The organism is Streptomyces sp. NPDC058470 (assembly GCF_042721055.1).
Lineage (GTDB): Bacteria > Actinomycetota > Actinomycetes > Streptomycetales > Streptomycetaceae > Streptomyces.
In genome coordinates this window covers 1-18380 of sequence record NZ_JBHXMF010000105.1, presented here as the reverse complement: position 1 = coordinate 18380, position 18380 = coordinate 1, and the positions used below count along the sequence as shown (strand labels likewise).

Genomic DNA, 18380 nt, shown 5'->3' with positions numbered 1-18380 from the left:
GGTCCATCTTGAACGCGTTCTCGTCGAACGGAGCGATCTTCATCGCGTCCTCCGTTGTCCAGTGCGCAGCCCTGAACGACCGAGCGGTCGGCGGGCTGCTGCAGAACGGGGCGTAAAGGATGTGCGCGATCGGTCGAAGTGAGGTTCTTCCGCAGTCCCGTTGCGGAACATTCCCTCATCGCGTCCGGTCGCCTTGAGACCAAGAAACCTTCTTAGTAGGTATGGTGTCAAGGTAGGTGACGTGTATTTCATGACGGGCTTTTTACCCAGGGGCACCGCAGGCCACCCGGCACACATGAAGGGGCCGCGACGTCGACGCTGTCAGCAATGATCACGTTCACGGACAGGGCACGCAGTCACCGGAGCGGCGCCGCCCCAAGTCCAGTGCGGAACCGTCAGCCACTGCAAACGGTTCGCGGACTCCCAGCCCGCCTCCACCTTCCTGACACTCCATCAGCAGGGGCTTTATTCGCACTCCTCCACGGAGCCGACGCCGACGGAACGGGCGGGCGGGCGCGGAGACGTCAGCGGACATGGCACCGGAGCGACCCGGCCCGATGCTCGCACGCCGTCGGGCGCTCAGGCAGGACTGTCCCACAGCACATGCAGGGTGGCGGGCTTGCGGAAGACCAGACCGTGCGCGGCGGCGGGGCGGTCCGGGTCGAGGCGCAGGGCGGGGAGGCGTTCGAGGAGGTACTGGAGGGCGATGCGGGTCTCCAGGCGGGCGAGGTGGGCGGCGAGGCAGTAATGCGGGCCGTGTGCAAAGGCCAGTTGGAGACGCGCGTTCCCTCGGCGGACGTCGAAGCGGTCGGGGTCGGGAAAGACGTCCGGGTCTCGGTTGGCGCCGGTCAGGGAGACGGTGACCAGCTCGCCGCGGCGGATCGTGGCCGGGCCGAGGACGGTGTCGCAGGCGGCGTAGCGGTCGACGACCGCCGCACCGGGTTCGAGGCGCAGGGACTCCTCTATCGCGCCGTCCAGCAGACCGAAGTCGGCCTGGACCAGGGCGAGTTGGTCGGGGTGCCGGAGCAGGTGCAGCAGCGCGTTGCTGATCATTCCCTCGGTGGTCTCGATGCCTCCGAACATCAGCACCGCGGCGTTGGATGCCACCTCGGGCACTGTCAGTTGCCCGGCTGCGGAGCCGAGGAGCGACGCTGCGCCCCGGTCCGCGACGGTGGCTTCCACCGCGGCCCTCAACTCCGCGTACGCCGCCGTACCTGCGGGTCCCGCCTCGTGTCCGGCGGTGATGTCGGAGACCGCGCGCACGATGGAGTCGTACCAGGCAAGGACCGTGGCCGGGGTGGTGCCGACCAGCCCGAGTGCCTCGGTCACGACGGCGACCGCGAGCGGACCGGCGAAGGCACGTCGCAGTTCGACGCCGCCCGCCGGTTCCAGTGCGGTGATGAGCCGGCCGGTCTCCCGCTCGATGAACGAGGCGAACCCGTCACGGACTTGCCGAGGGCGGAAGGGAGCAGTGAAGGGCTCACGGTGGCGGGCGTGCCGGTCACCGTCAAGGGACAGCATGCTCGGCCCGACGACCTGCGCGGTGGAGAACCGGGGGTCGTCGACGGTGAACGTCGCGGCGTCCCGCATCACACTCAGCGCAAGGTCGCGCCGGGTCACCAGCCAGCCGTCCAGCTCGGGCAGCCAGGACACGGGCTCCTGCGCACGGAGCAGCGCCAGTCGCGGATGTGGATCCCGGGCGAGTTCGGCGAGCGTGGTCCCGGCACCGAGCGGGAACGCGTCGACGACGCTCATCACGAGCCTTGGCCGGGGAAGGGGCCCGGTGCGGGTGCGGGGAAACCGATCACAGCCAAGGCTAACAATCGCCGTTGGCACGGTGCGGACCGGTGTCCTCGGCCGAAGGCGCCGCCGAGGTGCCGCCGAAAGACAGGGACGAATTCCAGCCACCCGAGGTCTTGACGGCGGCCTGGTCATGGCGGAGGCTGACCGAAACGTCACGCAAACCGGTTTGTCATCAAGGAGTGCACGTGAACGACGCAGGTAGTGCCCCCAAGAGAGGGCGCGCGCAAACCGGGTTGCGTGGTGGGACGGCCGGAGAACCCGTCAAGGGACCGCCGACGATCTCGGATGTCGCCGAGCTCGCCGGGGTCAGCAAGACCACCGTTTCGCATGTCCTGTCCGGTCGGCGCCCGGTGTCCGAAGCGACCCGCCGCAAGGTCACCCGGGTCATCGAGGAGCTGGGATTCCAGCAGAACTTCTTCGCCGCGGGTCTGACCGGGAGGCGCAGCCGGACCATCGCCCTGGTCGTGCAGGACCTGACCAACCCGTTCTATCCGGCGCTGGCCCGCGGCCTGCAGCAGGCGGTCGCCGAACGCGGCCATGTCGTCCTGCTGGCCGACGTGGGCACCGGCGCTCCGCCGGTCGACGCGTTCCTCGGCGAGGCCGTGCAACGCCGGGTGGACGGTGTCGTGGTCGCCGCGGTCGACGTGTCCGACCGGCAGCTGGAGCCGCTGCGCGCGTCCGGTGCCCATGTGGTCACCGTCGGCGCACCCCGCCACGGCACCTCCACGGACGTGGTCTCGTCCGACGACGAGAGGATCGCCGCGGACGCGGTGGCGTACCTGTACGGCAAGGGCCACCGCCACCTCGGCATCATCTCCGGTCCGCCGCGTACCGCACCCGGCTCCAGCCGTCTGCACGGCTACCGGGAGGCGCTGCGCGCCCACGGGCTGCGGCCGCTGCGGGCCGCCGAGTCCGTGGGCGACTGGACCCGGGAGTCCGGCGCGAAGGGGATGGCCGCGCTGATGGACCAACCCCGCCCGCCCACCGCCGTGTTCTGCGCGAACGACCTGATGGCGATCGGTGCCCTGGACGCTGCCCGCGCGCTGGGCCTGGCCGTCCCCACCGACGTGGCCGTGATCGGCGTCGACGACATCGACGCCGCGAGCCTGGTCAGCCCGTCCCTGACCACCGTGCGCGTACCGGCACAGGAGATCGGACGGGTGGCGGGCGAGCAACTGCTGGCCCGGATAGCCGATCCGGCCGGCACCGCCCGCAGGGTCCTGGTCCAGCACAACCTGGTCATCCGCGAATCAGCCTGAGGAGCCCCGCACGTGCACGACGTACTCGATCCCCGCGACCTCGTCCCCGACGAGGCCGAACAACTCGCCGGCTCCGGTTACGACGCGAGCGGTCTGCTGGCCGAGGCCCGCGCAGCCGCCGAGCGGTCCGACGATGCGGCGCTTGCGGGGATCAGAACCCGGCTGGCCGCCCTGCCCCGCGCCGCGGACTGGCCCTACGACGAGCCGTCCGAGCCGTCCGCCGTGTGGGCCGCGCTGCCGCCCGCACCGGCCCTCGACCGGACAGGACCGGCTCCGGCCGACGTGCCCGAACGGACAGCCGGTGCATGGCTGGGCCGCTGCGTCGGCAACACCATGGGCAAGCCAGTCGAGGGCCTGACCGGCACCGAGGTCGGTATCTATCTGCGGGCGGTCGGGCAATGGCCGCAGACCGGGTACGTACCGCTGCTGGCGACGCTGCCCGTCGGCGTCAGTCACCTGCACGAGTCCGCGCCGTACGCGGCGGCCGGCCGGTTCGACGCCGTCCCGCGCGACGACGACCTGGACTGGACGATCCTCGGCCTGCACCTGTTGGAAACCTACGGGCACGGGCTGACCACCGAGGACATCGCCCGCGAGTGGCTGGATCGCATCCCTTTCACCCAGACCTTCACCGCCGAGCGCGCCGCCTACCGCAACCTCGTCACCGGCCACCTGCCGCCGCTGACGGCCACCGTCGACAACCCCTACCGGGAGTGGATCGGAGCGCTGATCCGTACCGACGCCTACGGCTACATCCATCCCGGCCGCCCCCGGGCCGCGGCCCGCCTCGCGCTCATCGACGCGGTGCTGTCGCACACGGGCAACGGAATCTACGGCGCGATGTGGGCGGCGGCGTTGGTCGCGGCGGCGCTCACCGCGGACGGTCCGCTGCCGGCTCTGCACAGCGCGCTGGCCGCCGTACCGGTCGGTTCACGGCTCTACAGGAGTCAGGCGGAACTGCTGGGGCTGGCCGAGCGGGGCGCGACCGCCGAAGAAGCGCTGTCCTGGATCGAGCGGACCCTCGGCGCCTACAACTGGGTGCACACCCTGCACAACGCCGCCACCATCAGCGCCGCACTGCTGTGGGGCGAGGGCGACTTCGTCCGCAGCATCGCCCTGGCGGTAAGGGCCGGCCGCGACACGGACTCCACCGCGGCGACCGTCGGCAGTGTCTTCGGCGCACTGCACGGGTCCGCCGCGATCCCCGAGCGCCTGGTGGCACCGACCGGGGGCGTGGTCCGCAGCGCCGTCCGCGGTTTCGACGGAATCACCGTCGCCGAGCTGGCACGGCGTACGAACGCGGTGCGCGTCACGTTGGAACGTACGACTGACGAAGGCGCGGAACCCCCGGTCACGAACGCGGTGCGCGTCGCGTTGGAACGTACGGCTGACGAAGGCGCGGAACCCCCGGTCGGTGACGAGACCGTTCGCGCGGACACGGCTGACGTACCGGCCGCCCATGAAAGCGCCGCCCCCGACGACGGCGGACCGCGCCGTACGGGATCCACGCCCCCATCCTCATCCTCATCCGCCGCACCGGAACAGGAGGTGGCCTCATGACCGCCGCCCGCAGGATCGTCATCGACACCGACCCCGGGCTGGGGGAACCCGGCTCCGACATCGACGACGGGCTGGCCATCGCCCTGGCCTTGCGCTCGCCGGAACTCCAGGTCGAAGGGCTGACCGTCGTGAACGGCAACGTGGAGGTCGACGCCGGCGTCGACGTGGCACGTCGGCTGACCGAACGGATGGGACACCCCGACCTGCCGGTGCTGCGTGGCGCCGACCGGCCGCTGCTGCGCGACATGGCCCCGGTGCGGGCGCTGTTCGACGACGTGATCGGCGACCGGCCCGTCGCCCGCACCGCACCGGCCGAACGGCGCGGCCCCACCAGCCCGTTGAGCGCCGCACAGTTCCTCGTCGACATCACCGCCGCCCACCCCGGCGAGATCACCGTGGTGGCCATCGGACCCATGACCAACCTGGCGCTCGCGCTGCGTCTGGACCCGGCCTTCGCCGGCAATGTCGCCGAGATCGTGATGATGGCGGGCTCCGCCACCGGCTACGCACAGAACATCACCGTCGTCGGCGACTTCAACGCCTACGTCGACCCCGAGGCCCTGGCCATGGTGCTGACCAGCGGAGCCAAGCTGCGCATGGTCGGCATCGACCAGACATCGCGGGTACGGCTCACCCGCGCCGACGCCGCCGTGCTGCGACGCGGCGACGCCTTCGGGCGCTGGGCCGGCGAATGCGCCCTGGCCTGGATCGATTTCCTCGCCAAGGCGTTTCCGCTGCGCGCCGAACACCGCGACGCCTGCTTCCTGCACGATCCGCTGGTCGTCGCCGCCGTCATCGACCCCACCCTGCTGACCTGGGAGGGCGCCCACGTCGCCACCGACCCCGGCAGCGAACTCGCCCGCGGCCTGGTGATCGCCGACCGCGGCCTGGCCCTCGCGCCGCCGCCCGGGCCCACCAACGCCTCGGTGGCGGTCGACACCGATGTCGCCGGCTTCGGCCGACTGTTCCTCGACCGGGTGACCGGGACCGAGCCCGGTGCCCCGGCCCCCGAGTGACTCCCCTCCTCCCATGACCGTCAGAGAGGACCGTCATGAAGCACTCCCGCTCCCAGAGAGCGCCTGCCCCGGGACCGCGTGCGGTCCTGCCGCCGCCCGACGAGGGGCTCCGCGCAGGCGAGTTCCGCACCGGGCCCCTCGCGGGAGAATTCCGCACCGGGTCCCCTGCTGGCGGCTTGCGCACCGAATCCCCCGAAGGCGGCGTCTCCACCGGGCAGTTCGCCGGCCGGGTGACCGATGCCGCCGAACACTTCGCTCACCAACCGCTCACCCGTAGGTCGTTCACCGCGATGGCGGCCGCCGGCGCGACCGCGCTGCTCGCGGCAGGCTGCGGTTCCGGCTCCATGTCCACCGCGCAGCCCGCCGGGCTGACCACCGCCGGACAGCTGAAGGATCCGGCGAGTCCGGTCACCATCACCTACGCCGGTTCCGCCTACTCCGCGGACGACATCAAGCCGGTCCTCGCCGCCTTCCACCAGGCTCATCCCACCATCACCGTCGACTACCAGTCCGTACCGTTCGACCAGTTCAACAGCGTGCTCAGCACCAGGTTGAGTCGTCAGGACAGCACCCTGGACCTGTTCGATGTCGACATGCCCCGCACCGACGCCTACCGGGTGCGCGGCTGGCTGGCCGACCTGTCCTCGCTGTTCCCGGGCCTGTCCGGCCAGGTGGACAAGATGTCCCTGGAGGCCGCGACCAGCGACGGCAAGCTCGTCGCGATGCCGTACCAGACCTCCAGCCAACTGCTCTACTACAACAAGGCGCTGCTGCGGAAAGCCGGTATCCCCTTCCCGTCAGACCGGGCCGACGCCCGGATGACGTGGGAGCAGGTGACCGACGATGCCAAGAAGGCGCAGGCCGCGGGCGCCAAGTGGGGCCTGCTGTTCGATCAAGTCAACCGCTACTACCAGCTCCAGCCGCTGGCCGAGAGTCTGGGCGGCGGCTCCGGCGCCACCGGCGAGGGCAATCTGACTCCCGCGCTGGAGAACGCCGGCTGGACCAAGGCCATGACCTGGTACGGCTCACTGTTCAAGGACAAGATCTCGCCGCGCGGGGTACCGGTCGCCCAGACGCCGGACATGTTCGCCTCGGGGCAGGTCGCCTACTTCCCCGGTGGTCCCTGGTGGGCCGGCCAGTTCACCGGTGAGAAGACGCTGGAGTTCGGCGTCGCCGCCTACCCCTACTTCGCGGGCGGCAAGGCGGTCACCCCGACCGGCGGCTGGTCGCTCGGCCTGAACCGGGCGACCAAGCACGCGGCCGCCGCCGAGATCTTCATGAAGTTCATGGCCCTCGACAACGGCGGCTTCGCCCAGTACATGCCGAGCCTGTCGGTACCGCCGTCCAACACCGTCGGCACCGCGCGGTTCTACCGGGAGCCGGTGTTCAGCGATCCGCGGCTGGCCGGCGCGGTCGACCTGACCAAGTACGAGCTCGCCAACACGGCGACGCTGCGGGCCCGTACCGCCGGCTATGTGGAGTTCGAGGACACCCTCGGCCGGACCTTCGAGGACATCGCCAACGGTGCCTCGGCGGCGTCCGCGCTCGCCTCCGCGACCAGCACGATCGACTCCGCGTGGGCCAAGTACCGCTAGCGAAACCCGATTTCGCACCGAGCGACGCGCGCCCCGCTTCCCGCCAGGCCTTCGAGTCCTGCCAAACCCTCGGATCCTGCCAAGCCTTTGAGGCACACCCCCCGCACCACCTACTCCCCGCAACACCGACCGGCCCCGGACGGACGATCCCGGGTCGGCGGGAGGGACCACCGCCATGACTTCGACCACTCAATCACCCGCCGTACGAGCCACCCCGCCGCCTGCACCGCCCACCCGCACCCTGCACCGCCGACGCCGCATCGGCAATCTCACCGCGGCCGCGCTCTTCCTGACGCCCGCGCTCGCACTGATCGTCGTACTGCGGCTGGTGCCGGTCATCCAGGCCGTCAACGACGCCACCCACACCAGCCTGCCCGGCAGCACCCTGCCACCGAGTTGGGCGGGGGCGGCCAACTTCACCGCCCTGTGGCACTCGCACCAGTTCTGGACCTCGGTGCAGCAGACCCTGCTGTTCAACGTGATCGTGAACCCGCTGCAGATCGTGGTCGCCCTGGCGCTCGCGGTGCTGCTCACCCGCAACCTGCCCGCAACCGGCCTGTGGCGGACCCTGATCTTCCTGCCCGCCGCGGTTCCGATGACCGGTTCCGCGGTCGTCTGGGGCATCGCGCTACGCCCCGACGGACCGGTCAACGCGGCGCTCGGCAGCGTCGGCATCGGCCAGCAGCCCTTCCTCACCGGGCCGAACCAGGTCGTCGGCAGCCTGATCCTGATCGCCAGCTGGATCGGCGTCGGCTACTGGATGATCTTCCTGATCGCCGGGCTCAACGACATCCCGCAGGTGTACTACGAGGCCGCCGAGGTGGACGGCGCGGGACCACTGCGACAGTTCTGGTCGGTCACCCTGCCACAGCTGCGCCGGCCGCTGTTGTTCGTGCTGGTCGCCGACACCGTCTCCAACTTCGTGCTCTTCGCCCCGATGCAGATCCTCACCAACGGCGGCCCCGAGCAGAAGTCCAACTTCCTGATGTACGACATCTTCCACAACAGCTTCGACCTCGCCGACCCGCACACCGCGGCCGCCGAACTCCTGGTCCTGCTGGCGCTGATGATCGTCATCGTCGCGGTGCAGTTCCGGCTGCTGCGCAGTACGGAGGGTGAGTGACCGTGAGCCGCACCTTCACTTCCGCCGACGGGGGTCGGAGCGCCGCTCCCCGGGGCCCACGCGACGGCTCCCGGGCCGGCCGGATCGTCCTCAGCGTGGTCGCCGTCCTGGTGGCGCTGGCCTTCCTGCTGCCCGTGCTGTGGCTGATCGCCAGCACCTTCCGCAGTTCGACAGAGACCTTCGCGAGCAACTCCTCCCTGAACTGGCACATGCTGTGGCCCCGGGACTTCACGCTGCGCAACCTCGACGCCGCCTGGGACAACGGCTTCGGCCGTAATCTCGCCAACTCGGTGATCGTGGCCGCCGCCACCGTCGTCCTCGGCATCGCCATCTCGGCACTGGCCGCGTTCGCTCTTGCCGTGGTGGACTTCCCCGGGCGGAAGTTCGTCTTCGCCATGGTCGTCCTCAGCTTCCTGGTGCCCTTCGAGGCGATCGCCATCCCGCTCTCCCACACCTTCAGCGACTGGCACCTCACCAACAGCATCCCCGCGCTGGTGCTGCCAGGGCTCGGCAACGGCCTGGCGATCTTCACCCTGCGCCAGTTCTTCCTGGGCGTCCCCACCGAGCTCGCCGAGGCCGCGCGGGTCGACGGGGCAGGCTGGCCGCGCATCTTCACCCGCATCTACCTGCCGCTGGCCCGGCCCGCGCTGATCGGCACCGGACTGATTCTGTTCCTGTTCCAGTGGCAGGCGTACCTGTGGCCGATCCTCGTCACGACCAGTGACAGCAACGACGTCGCGCCGGTGTCCATCGCCAAGACCTTCAACGCGTTCAGCACGGACTACGGCCGGGTGTTCGCGGAGACCGCGGTCCTGGCCGTGATCCCGGCCATCATCCTGCTCGCCCTGCAGCGCTACTTCGTCGCCTCGGTCGCCACCACCGGGAGCAAGAATTGACCGACCGCGCGCCCGCCTCATCGCCCTGGGGTGGCGAGTCCTCGGCCAATCCGGTGTGGCGTGAGGGAGATTCGCCCGCCGTGTCGGCCGACACACCAAACCCTGAAGCACCTTGGCCCACTCCATCGGCCAACACGCCGAGACCTGAAACACCTTGGCGCACTCCATCGGCCATCGCCTCGACCCCTGGGGCTGGTTCGCCCGCCCCACCGGCCAACACACCCAACCCCGAGACCACATCGTCGACCCCACCGGCCGGCACACCGTACGGCGGCCCGTCGACCTGCTACCGGACCACTGTCACCTCAGTGGCCGTCCCCTCATCCGCAGCCCTGGCCATCGTCGCCGTGGAAACCAACACCGTGGCAAGTCCGGTCAAGCCCGGTCTGGCCACCCGCTCCCCCCTTCGGGCCACGGCCGACGTGACCGTGCCCGGCAGCGGGCAGCTCGCGCGGCATCCCGGCGGCAAAGGCCTCAACCAAGCCGTCGCCGCGGCAGGTTCAACCGCCGCGCACGCCCTCCGAACCCAACGGTCCAGCCGCTAGCCGCCTTTCCGGCCGGTCACCCATGGCGAAACCGGGCCAACGCGTGCAAACCGCGAGACCAGTACGGCAGGCGACCCCAAGCCCTGCCGGAAGACACCGCGAGAGCAAGCCGGTCGGCGCTGACGCGCATCACCCAACGGGCGTCCGCACGGGCCGACAGCCCATCTCAACCACCCTGATTGGAGCACCCCCTTGTCCACTCCCGCTCCCCTACCGCGCACCCCTGTGACGCGCCTGGCGGCCGCAATCCTGTTCGCCGTCGGACTGACCGCCGCGGCACTGGCGGTCTCCGCGGCGCCCGCAACGGCATCCACATCCGCCTCCGCCTCCGCCTCCTCATCGACCGCCACGGCTACCGCCACTGTCGCCGCTACCCCGGTCGGTGCAAGGACACAGCACTCCGGCCCCGCCCCGCACACCAAGGGCGGCCGGACCTTCTACCTCGACGCCCAGAGCGGCAACGACCAGGCGGCCGGTACCAGTTCCGCGACCGCCTGGAAGACCCTCGCCCGGATCACCGCCGCCGACTTCCGGCCCGGCGACACCATCGCGCTGCGCCGGGGCGAGACCTTCACCGGCACTGCCACCATCAACGGAACCGGTACCGCCGCCGCACCGATCACCATCACCGCGTACGGCACCGGCGACGCGCCGACCCTCACCAACCCGACCGGCTGGAACATGCTCCAGCTGTCCGCCCCGCACGTCGTCGTCGACCAACTGCGGTTCGCCGACGGGGTGGTGTTCGACAACGCCGACGGCGTGGGCATCCGCGGTCCGAAGTACGAGCTGAGCGGCGCGATCGCCCTCACCGACACTGCCACCGACGCGTACATCCACGACAACGAGTTCACGCAGGTCGGCATCGGCGTCAAGACCTACGCCACCGGCACGCTCATCGCGCACAACAGCTTCCACGACCTCAAGATCGCCTTCCGCGGCATGGACTCGGGCTCCGAGGCCTCCTACGGCGCCATCGGCATCTCGATCAACAACAGCGACGCCCGGGTCACCGCCAACGAGTTCATCAACTGCCGCTCCACCGACAGCCCTTACGGAGCGGACGGCGGCGCCGTGGAGATCGAGGGCTTCGACCACCCCAAGGACGACATCTCCATCGACCACAACCTGTCCCTGGGCTCACAGGGGTTCACGGAGGTCACCGAGACCACCACCACCGATGTCCACCTGACGTACAACATCAGTGACGACTACCAGCAGTTCCTGGCCTACGACACCACCACCCACCCGGACGCCTACCTGGTCGCCCACAACACCATCGTCCGTGACCGCGACAACTCGCGGCTCTTCGCGATCTACTACTACCGCGAGGCCGGCCCCACGCCGCAGGACTCCTGGCTCACCATCACCGGCAACATCATCCAGATGACCGGCGGCAGCGTGCTCAAGGACTACGCCTGGCCGCACGACCACAACGTGATCCAGGGCACCCTGGGTGACGCCCCGGGCACCGGCGACACCCTGGCCGACCCGCAGTTCACCGACCGCGCCGCGGGTGACTACCGTCCGCTGCCCACCAGTCCCGCCATCGACAACGGCGGCGCGGCTGCCGGGCGCGCCGACTTCTACGGCAACCGCGCAACCGTCGGCGCCGCCTCCGACTCCGGCGCCATCGAGTCCCAACTCCGCGAGTTCAGCGGGCACTAGGTCCTGTCGTCACATTCCCGTCGTCGCCGGGAGGGCGGCCTCGCGGCGTCAGGTGCGTGCTCTCGGCGTGCCGGGTGTGGACCCTCGTACTGGACGTACCCGGGTCTGCGCCCGGTGCGGCGAGAGGGAGTGGGAGTGCATGGCGCCGCGAGGCAGACGGGAATGTGACGGGCCTAGCCCGCCGGCGCCCATCCCCGAGCCCGCGCCGGGAAAGGGCGCGGGGCGGAGAAGGGCGCAGGGCGGAGGACAAAAGGCAGAAAGGTGCTCGACTCTGCTGAGGACCCCCGCCCCATCACTCAGCCGCCCACGTACGCCGCGAGGTGCTCGCCGGTGAGGGTGAAGCGGGCGGCGACAAGGTCGGCGGGGGCGCCCTCGAAGACGATCTTGCCGCCGTCGTGGCCTGCGCCGGGGCCGAGGTCGATGATCCAGTCGGCGTGTGCCATGACCGCCTGGTGGTGCTCGACGACGATGACCGACTTGCCGGAGTCGACGAGCCGGTCGAGCAGGCCGAGCAACTGCTCGACGTCGGCGAGGTGGAGCCCCGCGGTCGGCTCGTCGAGGACGTAGACCCCGCCCTTCTCGCCCATGTGGGTGGCCAGCTTGAGCCGCTGCCGCTCGCCACCGGACAGCGTGGTGAGCGGCTGTCCGAGGCTGAGGTAGCCGAGCCCGACGTCGGCGAGCCGGCGGAGGATGGCGTGTGCGGCCGGCGTACGCGCGTCGCCCGCGCCGAAGAACTCCTCGGCCTCGGTCACCGACATCGCGAGCACCTCGCTGATGTCACGCCCGCCGAAGTGGTACTCGAGGACCGACGCGTCGAACCGCTTTCCCTCGCAGTCCTCGCAGGTGGTGGCGACGCCGGCCATCATCCCCAGGTCGGTGTAGATCACGCCGGCGCCGTTGCAGGTCGGGCAGGCACCCTCGGAGTTGGCGCTGAAGAGCGCCGGCTTGACGCCGTTGGCCTTGGCGAACGCCTTGCGGATCGGTTCGAGCAGTCCGGTGTACGTCGCCGGGTTGCTCCGCCGCGAGCCGCGGATCGCGCCCTGGTCGACCGACACCACACCCTCGCCGGCCGGGATCGATCCGTGCACCAGCGAACTCTTGCCGGAGCCCGCGACGCCGGTGACGACGGCCAGTACCCCGAGCGGGATGTCGACGTCGACACCCTGCAGGTTGTGCGTCGACGCGCCCCGGATCTCCAGCGTCCCGGTGGGCTTGCGCACCGACTCCTTGAGGGTGGCCCGGTCGTCGAAATGGCGGCCGGTGACGGTGCCGCCGGTCCGTAGCCCCTCGACGGTGCCCTCGAAGCAGACGGTGCCGCCACCCGTACCGGCGCCGGGGCCGAGGTCGACGACGTGGTCGGCGATGGCGATCGTCTCCGGCTTGTGCTCGACGACGAGGACCGTGTTGCCCTTGTCGCGCAGCCGCAGCAGCAGGTCGTTCATCCGCTGGATGTCATGCGGGTGCAGGCCGATGGTGGGCTCGTCGAAGATGTAGGTGACGTCGGTGAGCGAGGAGCCGAGGTGGCGGATCATCTTGACGCGCTGTGCCTCACCGCCCGACAGCGTGCCGGAGGGCCGGTCGAGGGAGAGGTAGCCGAGGCCGATCTCCACGAACGAGTCGAGGGTCTGCTGCAGCGCGGTGAGCAGCGGTGCCACCGACGGCTCGTCGAGGCCGCGGATCCACTTGGCCAGGTCGCGGATCTCCATCGCGCAGGCGTCGGCGATGCTGATCCGCTTGATCTTCGAGGATCGGGCCCCCTCGCTGAGCCGGGTGCCGTCGCACTCGGGGCAGGTGGTGAAGGTGACCGCCCGCTCCACGAACGCCCGGATGTGCGGCTGCAGCGCCTCCTTGTCCTTGGACAGGAACGACTTCTGGATCTTGGGGATCAGCCCTTCGTAGGTGAGGTTGACGCCGTTGACCTTGACCTTGACCGGCTCCCCGTAGAGGAAGTCCCGCAACTCCTTCTTCGAGTACTCGCGGATCGGCTTGTCCGGGTCGACGAAGCCGGACTGGGCGTAGACCTGCACGGTCCACTGGCTGTCCGACTTCCAGCCGGGGATGGTGAAGGCGCCCTCGGCGAGCGACTTGGAGTCGTCGTAGAGCTGCGTGAGGTCGATGTCGGAGACCGCGCCCCGGCCCTCGCAGCGCGTACACATGCCGCCGGTGCGGTTGAAGGTCGCCTTCACCGTCTTGGTCTTGGCCGCACCGCGATCGACGGTGATCCCACCGCTCGCCCGGACCGAGGCGGTGTTGAAGGAGTACGCGCTGGGAGGGCCGATGTACGGCTTGCCGAGCCGGCTGAAGAGGATGCGCAGCATCGCGTTGGCGTCGGTGGCGGTGCCGACCGTGGAGCGAGGGTCGACGCCCATCCGCTGCTGGTCGACGGTGATCACGGTGGTCAGTCCGTCGAGGACGTCGACCTCGGGCCGCGCCAGCGTCGGCATGAAGCCCTGTAGGAAGGCGCTGTAGGTCTCGTTGATCAGCCGCTGCGACTCCGCGGCGATCGTGTTGAACACCAGCGAGCTCTTGCCCGAGCCGGAGACGCCGGTGAACACCGTCAGCCGGCGCTTCGGGATCTCGATGCTGACGTCCTTGAGGTTGTTCACGCGCGCGCCGTGCACGCGGATCATGTCGTGGCTGTCGGCGACGTGCGGCGCAGGCGAATGCGTGTCCCTCTTCGTGACCATGCTTATCGCGTCTCCATCTGTTGGGCGGGCCGCCTTCGCGGTCTCCGTCGTCGCCTGGCTCGGATCTGACCGGCTTCGAGCAGTACGTCTGGTTCTACTTCGTCGGCGCCTTCGCGGGCAACGGTCCGGCCGCTGTCCGGTCAGCGGTGTCGGCCGGAGTCGCGCGCCCGGCCGAGGCGTCGGACCGACCAGCGGTACGCCGTGGCCCGCAGACGCGGTCCGAACGGGTGTGCGAGTCTAACCGGCGTACGCGACGAAGCGCTCTCCCCGCTCCTGCGGCAGCGCTCCCACTCCAGGCGTGGAGCGGGGGTAGGCAGTCAGCGGTCCTGAAGCAGCCCGAGGACGTTGCCGTCGGGGTCGACGACCGCGGCCACCAGACGGCCACCACCGACGTCGTGCGCGGGCTCCTTCACGGTGGCCCCCGCGGCGATCACCTCGGCCAGCTTCACCTCGATGTCCGGCACGTGCCAGTAGGCCACCGGTGCGTCCATGTCCTGCGGTCCCCCGCCCGGCACCAGCCCGATGTGCTGACCCTCGGCCTCGAAGCCGACGTAGTAGGACTCGTCGGTCGTCGGCGCCACGCCGAGCAGGGCGGCGTACACCGCCTTGGCCTTCGTCAGGTCGGACACGGGATGCAGCACGGTCTTGATTCCCTGGGTGGCTGAGCTGGTCATGGTCACTCCTGAAGTCGTGGGTCACATCGACCCGGTGGGCCTGTCGGGCCCGGAGTCGGGCTCGGAGACGAACTCACGTGAACCGTGAGGTCCATGACTTTCACGCTAGCTCCGGCACGATGACCGGCGCTTCTCGAATCCTGACCGGTCTGTTCGGCTGTCCCGCCACGTGCCGGGACAAGCCGGAGGCGCTGGCGTCGGGACAGCAAAAGGCGCGCGTCCACCCGCCGAAAGGCGGACAGACGCGCGCCCGGACGATCACCCGGTCACTGCGACCGTTCCCCCAGGATCTGCCCCAAGATCAGATCAGGCGGCCGCCGGTTCAGGGCTGGTGTCCTCGATCTCCGACTCGGCGATGTTCACCTTGGGCCGGCCACCGCGCAGCACCAGCCCCGCGAGCAGGCAGGACACCAGCGCGGCACAGGCGCAGACCACGAAGCCGACGGAGTAGCCGTGGCCGAGCGCATCCAGAGCCAGCGGCACCGCACCCCCGGGTGGCGATTGCGGCGGCAGCGAGTTCACGGCGAGCGGCCCGCCCGCCGCCGCGACCTGTCCGGCCGCGGCCTTGACCCCTTCCGGCAGCGGCGACGTGGCCAGGGAGTTGCCGAACTCGCTCGCGGCACGGCTGAGGGCGATCGCGCCGATGAGGGCCGGCCCCAGGGTGAATCCGAGGTCGCGCAACTGGCTGGTGGTCGCGCTGGCCATGCCGGCGAGGCGTACGGGCACGGTGGTGAGTGGGAACGGGCACTTCACGATCAGCAACCCGGGCCCGTACGGCGCCCTCCTCACCGCGCCGATCATCAACCAACCGCCGGTGGCCATCCTGGCCACCGGCGCCGTACGGCCACGACCGGTGGCGGTCCCCGCCTTCGACGGGTCGTACGTCGTGGTCGTGCACCCGGTGGGCATCCTCGCCCTGACGCTCGACCACCGGGCCGCTCTGCCGAGGCTCAAGGAGTCGGGATGCCGCCCGGCCTGGCCGGGCGCCCGAGCCGGACCGGCACGCCCGGCGAGTACAGCACGCTGACCGGCTCGCCCAGCGGTGCCGCCACTCCGGCGGCCGCGACGAGGTTCTCCTCACAGGTGATCAGCTTCGCGCGGTGCAGCGGCCAGCGCGGATGCTGGTTCGGGAGGTACCCGGTGTCGCCGACGAAGGCGTTGTGCATGCCCCATCGTGCCGTCAGGAAGTGTTCCAACCGGTTTGGTTCCGCGAGGCGCTCGCCTTTGCGCAGGACGATGCGGCTGTACGCGCCGCGCGGCCCGGGCCATCGTCGTGAGCTGGTGTAGGTGACGATGTCGTCGTCCGTACGGACGGCCATCCGCGCCCACTTGTACGGCAGCCGGAAGCCGGCCCGGCCCATCAGCACGGGCACGAGCCGGGAGGCGTCCATCGACCGGAAGACCACGCCGCGCCGTCCATGTGCGTCCACCGAGTAGAGGCGCACGTTCGTCTCCGGGAACGTCCCCAGATACGGCACTCCCGGCGACCCCAGCCAGCCCACCCGGTGCATCCGGAAGGCGACCAGGCCGACGTAGCTCACCCCGCCGAGCGTGTCGGGGACGGTTCCCTCTGGCAACAGCCCGGCAACGGCGCCCGGGTCGACCGCCCAGTGGACGAAGGCGAGGTCCAGCCACTGCTGGGTGAGCAATGGCCTCCCCAGGACCACCGGTGCATCCGGGGTGACGGGCTCGGGTACCGGTGGTGTGGTCGACACCGCGCCAGCATCCCAGACGGACGCGGGAACACCTTCGTCGACCGCCGCGTCCGACATGGGCTCCGGCGACGACCAGCCCACCCACCCGATGACCGGGCTCCTAGCCTTGGCGCGGGTTCGGCTTCAGTACGGCGAACTCCGCTCCGTGGGGGTCGGCCAGCCACGCGATCCGACCGACCTCGGGCACGTCGGCAGCAGGCATGAGCACCGATCCGCCGTTGCTCTGCACCGCGCTGACGATGTCATCGGCATCGGCGGCGGCGAAGTACGGCACCCAGCGCGCCTCCTGCTGCCCCTCCTGGAGCGGTGCCACACCGCCGAAGGAACCGTCCTGCTGGTCGCCGTCCTTGATGCTGAGCACCCGGTAGGTCATCCCGGGTGCCTGCATCTCCTCGGACCGCCAGCCGAACAGGCTGTTGTAGAAGGTGAGGGCGCGGACCGGGTCCTGGACGTGCAGCTCGACCCACAGCAGCGTGTTGTCCTCGGACGCCTTCTCCAGGCCCGGGGTCTTCCCCGGCTGCCATACGGCGAACTTCGCGCCCTGGGTGTCGGTGAACTGGGCCAGCCAGCCCTCGCCCATGACATCCTCAGGCTCGACGCGCACGGAGCCACCACTCGCGACGACCTGACCGGCGGTCTCCTGAATGTCGTCGGTCTTGAAGTACGTCGTCCAGGTCGACTGGGCGCCCTCCTCGGTCAGGGGCCCGAGCGCGCCAACGGTCTTACCGTCCTTCTGGAAGAACCCGTATCCTCCGGCCTCGGGCCCGGCCGAGACGAAGTCCCAGCCGAAGACGTTGCCGTAGAAGGTGGCGGCGCTGGTCGTGTCGGGGCTGCCGAGGTCGATCCAGTTGGGCGATCCGGTACGGAACTCTGTGCCAAGCATGCGTTTCCTCCTGGGGTCTGGTTGGGACAACGCCCGACACGATGCCGATCCGGCAGCGCCGTCAGGTGTTTCGGGCCCGGCGGGGCGGGGGTTTCACCTGGACGGGGCAGCGGAAACGGTGGTCGCCACCGCCGAGGAGGAGCCGACAGGGTTCGGGCGGGGGTCGGGGGGGAACTGACGCTACTCCCCGTCCTGAAGGCGGGGGGCATCCGCGGAGGTATCAGGCGGCGGCATCCGCGAGCAGGAGCTCCAGGGGCCGTGGCACGCGGGCCGGATCGAGGTGTTCCACGAGCGCGCGTGCGTACTGCGCCTTCCTGCCGCTGTGCGTGCCCAGGAAGCGCCTGAGCTGTTGCTCCACGGTGCGCTCGCGCTGGGCCGGCTGCTTCTGGAAGGTGCGGAACGAGCGCAGCTCGCCCTGTTCCTCGACGACCTGCTGGACCGAGTCGGCGCCGAGTGCGCGGATCAGCTCGTCCTCGAGGTCGGCCTCACACACGTAGAAGGCGCTGAAGCCCAGTCCCACCTGCTCCAGGCTGCGCCGGAAGTAGGGCTCCTCGCCGACATCGCAGAGACCCGCCAGCCGCAGTCCGAGTCCCTGCGGACCGATGAGCTTCAGGAACCTTCCGATACTCATCGCACCCCCCAGCGGCACGATCGCTATGCCCTCCGCGTCCAGATCCCGGCCGCGACGCGCGGCCAGCGCTTCGAGGGCGGCCTGGTCGCTGACGCCTTCGACGAGTACCACCATGCGCAGACCGACGGCCAGTTCCCGCGCCGCCGGGGCGGCATGGGTGCTCCCGGCCGCCCACTCAACTGCCGCCCGGCTGAAGCGTCTTGTGTCATCCATGGGCACGAGTGTCTCCCGTCGTCCGGCGCACCGCCTCGGCAATATTCTCCGGGGAAAGTCACCATGCCTCAGGCGAACGTGCGCCCGCCCCCGCCCGGGCGCTGCGGCGAGC

Annotated in this window: 16 protein-coding genes; 9 read left to right on the top strand and 7 right to left on the bottom strand. The window is 70.3% G+C overall.

From position 1 onward, the window contains the following. Nucleotides 1-579 precede the first annotated feature (579 nt). Nucleotides 580-1755 (bottom strand): cytochrome P450, encoded by a 1176-nt coding sequence (locus tag ACFWP7_RS41325; protein WP_384393358.1) that lies wholly within the window; start codon nt 1753-1755, stop codon nt 580-582. Nucleotides 1756-1988: 233 nt separating this feature from the next. Between ACFWP7_RS41325 and ACFWP7_RS41320 the strand changes: the two genes are divergently transcribed. The 8 genes from ACFWP7_RS41320 to ACFWP7_RS41285 all read left to right on the top strand — a co-directional run bounded on the left by ACFWP7_RS41320 (nt 1989) and on the right by ACFWP7_RS41285 (nt 11465). Then, a complete protein-coding gene (locus ACFWP7_RS41320; RefSeq protein WP_384393355.1) occupies nt 1989-3062 on the top strand; it encodes a LacI family DNA-binding transcriptional regulator in 1074 nt (357 codons plus the stop codon). Between the two features lie 12 nt (nt 3063-3074). Next, nucleotides 3075-4622, top strand: coding sequence for an ADP-ribosylglycohydrolase family protein (locus ACFWP7_RS41315; protein ID WP_384393351.1), 1548 nt, complete (start codon nt 3075-3077; stop codon nt 4620-4622). Next, entirely contained in the window at nt 4619-5638 is a 1020-nt protein-coding gene (locus ACFWP7_RS41310) for a nucleoside hydrolase (RefSeq protein WP_384393348.1), read from the top strand. The genes ACFWP7_RS41315 and ACFWP7_RS41310 overlap by 4 nt, the downstream gene beginning before the upstream one ends. Before the next feature lie 176 nt (nt 5639-5814). After that, nucleotides 5815-7233 carry an ABC transporter substrate-binding protein gene (locus ACFWP7_RS41305; protein WP_384393346.1) on the top strand — a complete coding sequence of 473 codons (1419 nt, stop codon included), beginning with the start codon at nt 5815-5817 and terminating at the stop codon, nt 7231-7233. A gap of 175 nt (nt 7234-7408) precedes the next feature. After that, a complete protein-coding gene (locus tag ACFWP7_RS41300; protein WP_384393343.1) occupies nt 7409-8356 on the top strand; it encodes a carbohydrate ABC transporter permease in 948 nt (315 codons plus the stop codon). A 2-nt stretch (nt 8357-8358) separates the two neighbouring features. Further along, nucleotides 8359-9252, top strand: coding sequence for a carbohydrate ABC transporter permease (locus ACFWP7_RS41295; RefSeq protein WP_384393340.1), 894 nt, complete (start codon nt 8359-8361; stop codon nt 9250-9252). A gap of 308 nt (nt 9253-9560) precedes the next feature. After that, nucleotides 9561-9797, top strand: coding sequence for a hypothetical protein (locus tag ACFWP7_RS41290; protein WP_384393337.1), 237 nt, complete (start codon nt 9561-9563; stop codon nt 9795-9797). Nucleotides 9798-10022: 225 nt separating this feature from the next. Further along, nucleotides 10023-11465 carry a hypothetical protein gene (locus ACFWP7_RS41285; RefSeq protein WP_384393335.1) on the top strand — a complete coding sequence of 481 codons (1443 nt, stop codon included), beginning with the start codon at nt 10023-10025 and terminating at the stop codon, nt 11463-11465. Nucleotides 11466-11761: 296 nt separating this feature from the next. On the opposite strand, the gene ACFWP7_RS41280 is transcribed toward ACFWP7_RS41285, so the two are convergent. From ACFWP7_RS41280 to ACFWP7_RS41270, 3 genes are all read right to left on the bottom strand, one after another. Continuing rightward, nucleotides 11762-14152, bottom strand: coding sequence for an ATP-binding cassette domain-containing protein (locus ACFWP7_RS41280; protein WP_384393332.1), 2391 nt, complete (start codon nt 14150-14152; stop codon nt 11762-11764). Nucleotides 14153-14469: 317 nt separating this feature from the next. Further along, entirely contained in the window at nt 14470-14826 is a 357-nt protein-coding gene (locus ACFWP7_RS41275) for a VOC family protein (RefSeq protein ID WP_384393329.1), read from the bottom strand. A gap of 306 nt (nt 14827-15132) precedes the next feature. Next, nucleotides 15133-15735, bottom strand: coding sequence for a hypothetical protein (locus ACFWP7_RS41270; protein ID WP_384393364.1), 603 nt, complete (start codon nt 15733-15735; stop codon nt 15133-15135). Between ACFWP7_RS41270 and ACFWP7_RS41265 the strand changes: the two genes are divergently transcribed. Further along, nucleotides 15623-15853 (top strand): 2-oxo acid dehydrogenase subunit E2, encoded by a 231-nt coding sequence (locus ACFWP7_RS41265; protein ID WP_384393361.1) that lies wholly within the window; start codon nt 15623-15625, stop codon nt 15851-15853. The two genes, ACFWP7_RS41270 and ACFWP7_RS41265, sit on opposite strands and share 113 nt — an antisense overlap. On the opposite strand, the gene ACFWP7_RS41260 is transcribed toward ACFWP7_RS41265, so the two are convergent. From ACFWP7_RS41260 to ACFWP7_RS41250, 3 genes are all read right to left on the bottom strand, one after another. Further along, nucleotides 15777-16541 (bottom strand): YqjF family protein, encoded by a 765-nt coding sequence (locus tag ACFWP7_RS41260; protein ID WP_384393327.1) that lies wholly within the window; start codon nt 16539-16541, stop codon nt 15777-15779. The two genes, ACFWP7_RS41265 and ACFWP7_RS41260, sit on opposite strands and share 77 nt — an antisense overlap. Before the next feature lie 100 nt (nt 16542-16641). Then, nucleotides 16642-17424, bottom strand: a complete 783-nt coding sequence (locus tag ACFWP7_RS41255; RefSeq protein WP_384393324.1) for a VOC family protein — start codon at nt 17422-17424, stop codon at nt 16642-16644. A gap of 220 nt (nt 17425-17644) precedes the next feature. Beyond that, the gene (locus tag ACFWP7_RS41250; protein WP_384393320.1) at nt 17645-18268 is read right to left on the bottom strand and encodes a TOPRIM nucleotidyl transferase/hydrolase domain-containing protein; all 624 of its coding nucleotides are present in this window, start codon (nt 18266-18268) and stop codon (nt 17645-17647) included. Nucleotides 18269-18380: the final 112 nt, after the last annotated feature.

Bases quoted from the DNA above. Each gene is read 5' to 3' on its own strand.
- ACFWP7_RS41325 (WP_384393358.1), bottom strand. From the start codon at position 1,755: ATGAGCGTCGTCGACGCGTTCCCGCTCGGTGCCGGGACCACGCTCGCC.
- ACFWP7_RS41310 (WP_384393348.1), top strand. From the start codon at position 4,619: ATGACCGCCGCCCGCAGGATCGTCATCGACACCGACCCCGGGCTGGGG.
- ACFWP7_RS41300 (WP_384393343.1), top strand. From the start codon at position 7,409: ATGACTTCGACCACTCAATCACCCGCCGTACGAGCCACCCCGCCGCCT.
- ACFWP7_RS41280 (WP_384393332.1), bottom strand. From the start codon at position 14,152: ATGGTCACGAAGAGGGACACGCATTCGCCTGCGCCGCACGTCGCCGAC.
- ACFWP7_RS41275 (WP_384393329.1), bottom strand. From the start codon at position 14,826: ATGACCAGCTCAGCCACCCAGGGAATCAAGACCGTGCTGCATCCCGTG.
- ACFWP7_RS41270 (WP_384393364.1), bottom strand. From the start codon at position 15,735: ATGCCCACCGGGTGCACGACCACGACGTACGACCCGTCGAAGGCGGGG.
- ACFWP7_RS41255 (WP_384393324.1), bottom strand. From the start codon at position 17,424: ATGCTTGGCACAGAGTTCCGTACCGGATCGCCCAACTGGATCGACCTC.
- ACFWP7_RS41250 (WP_384393320.1), bottom strand. From the start codon at position 18,268: ATGGATGACACAAGACGCTTCAGCCGGGCGGCAGTTGAGTGGGCGGCC.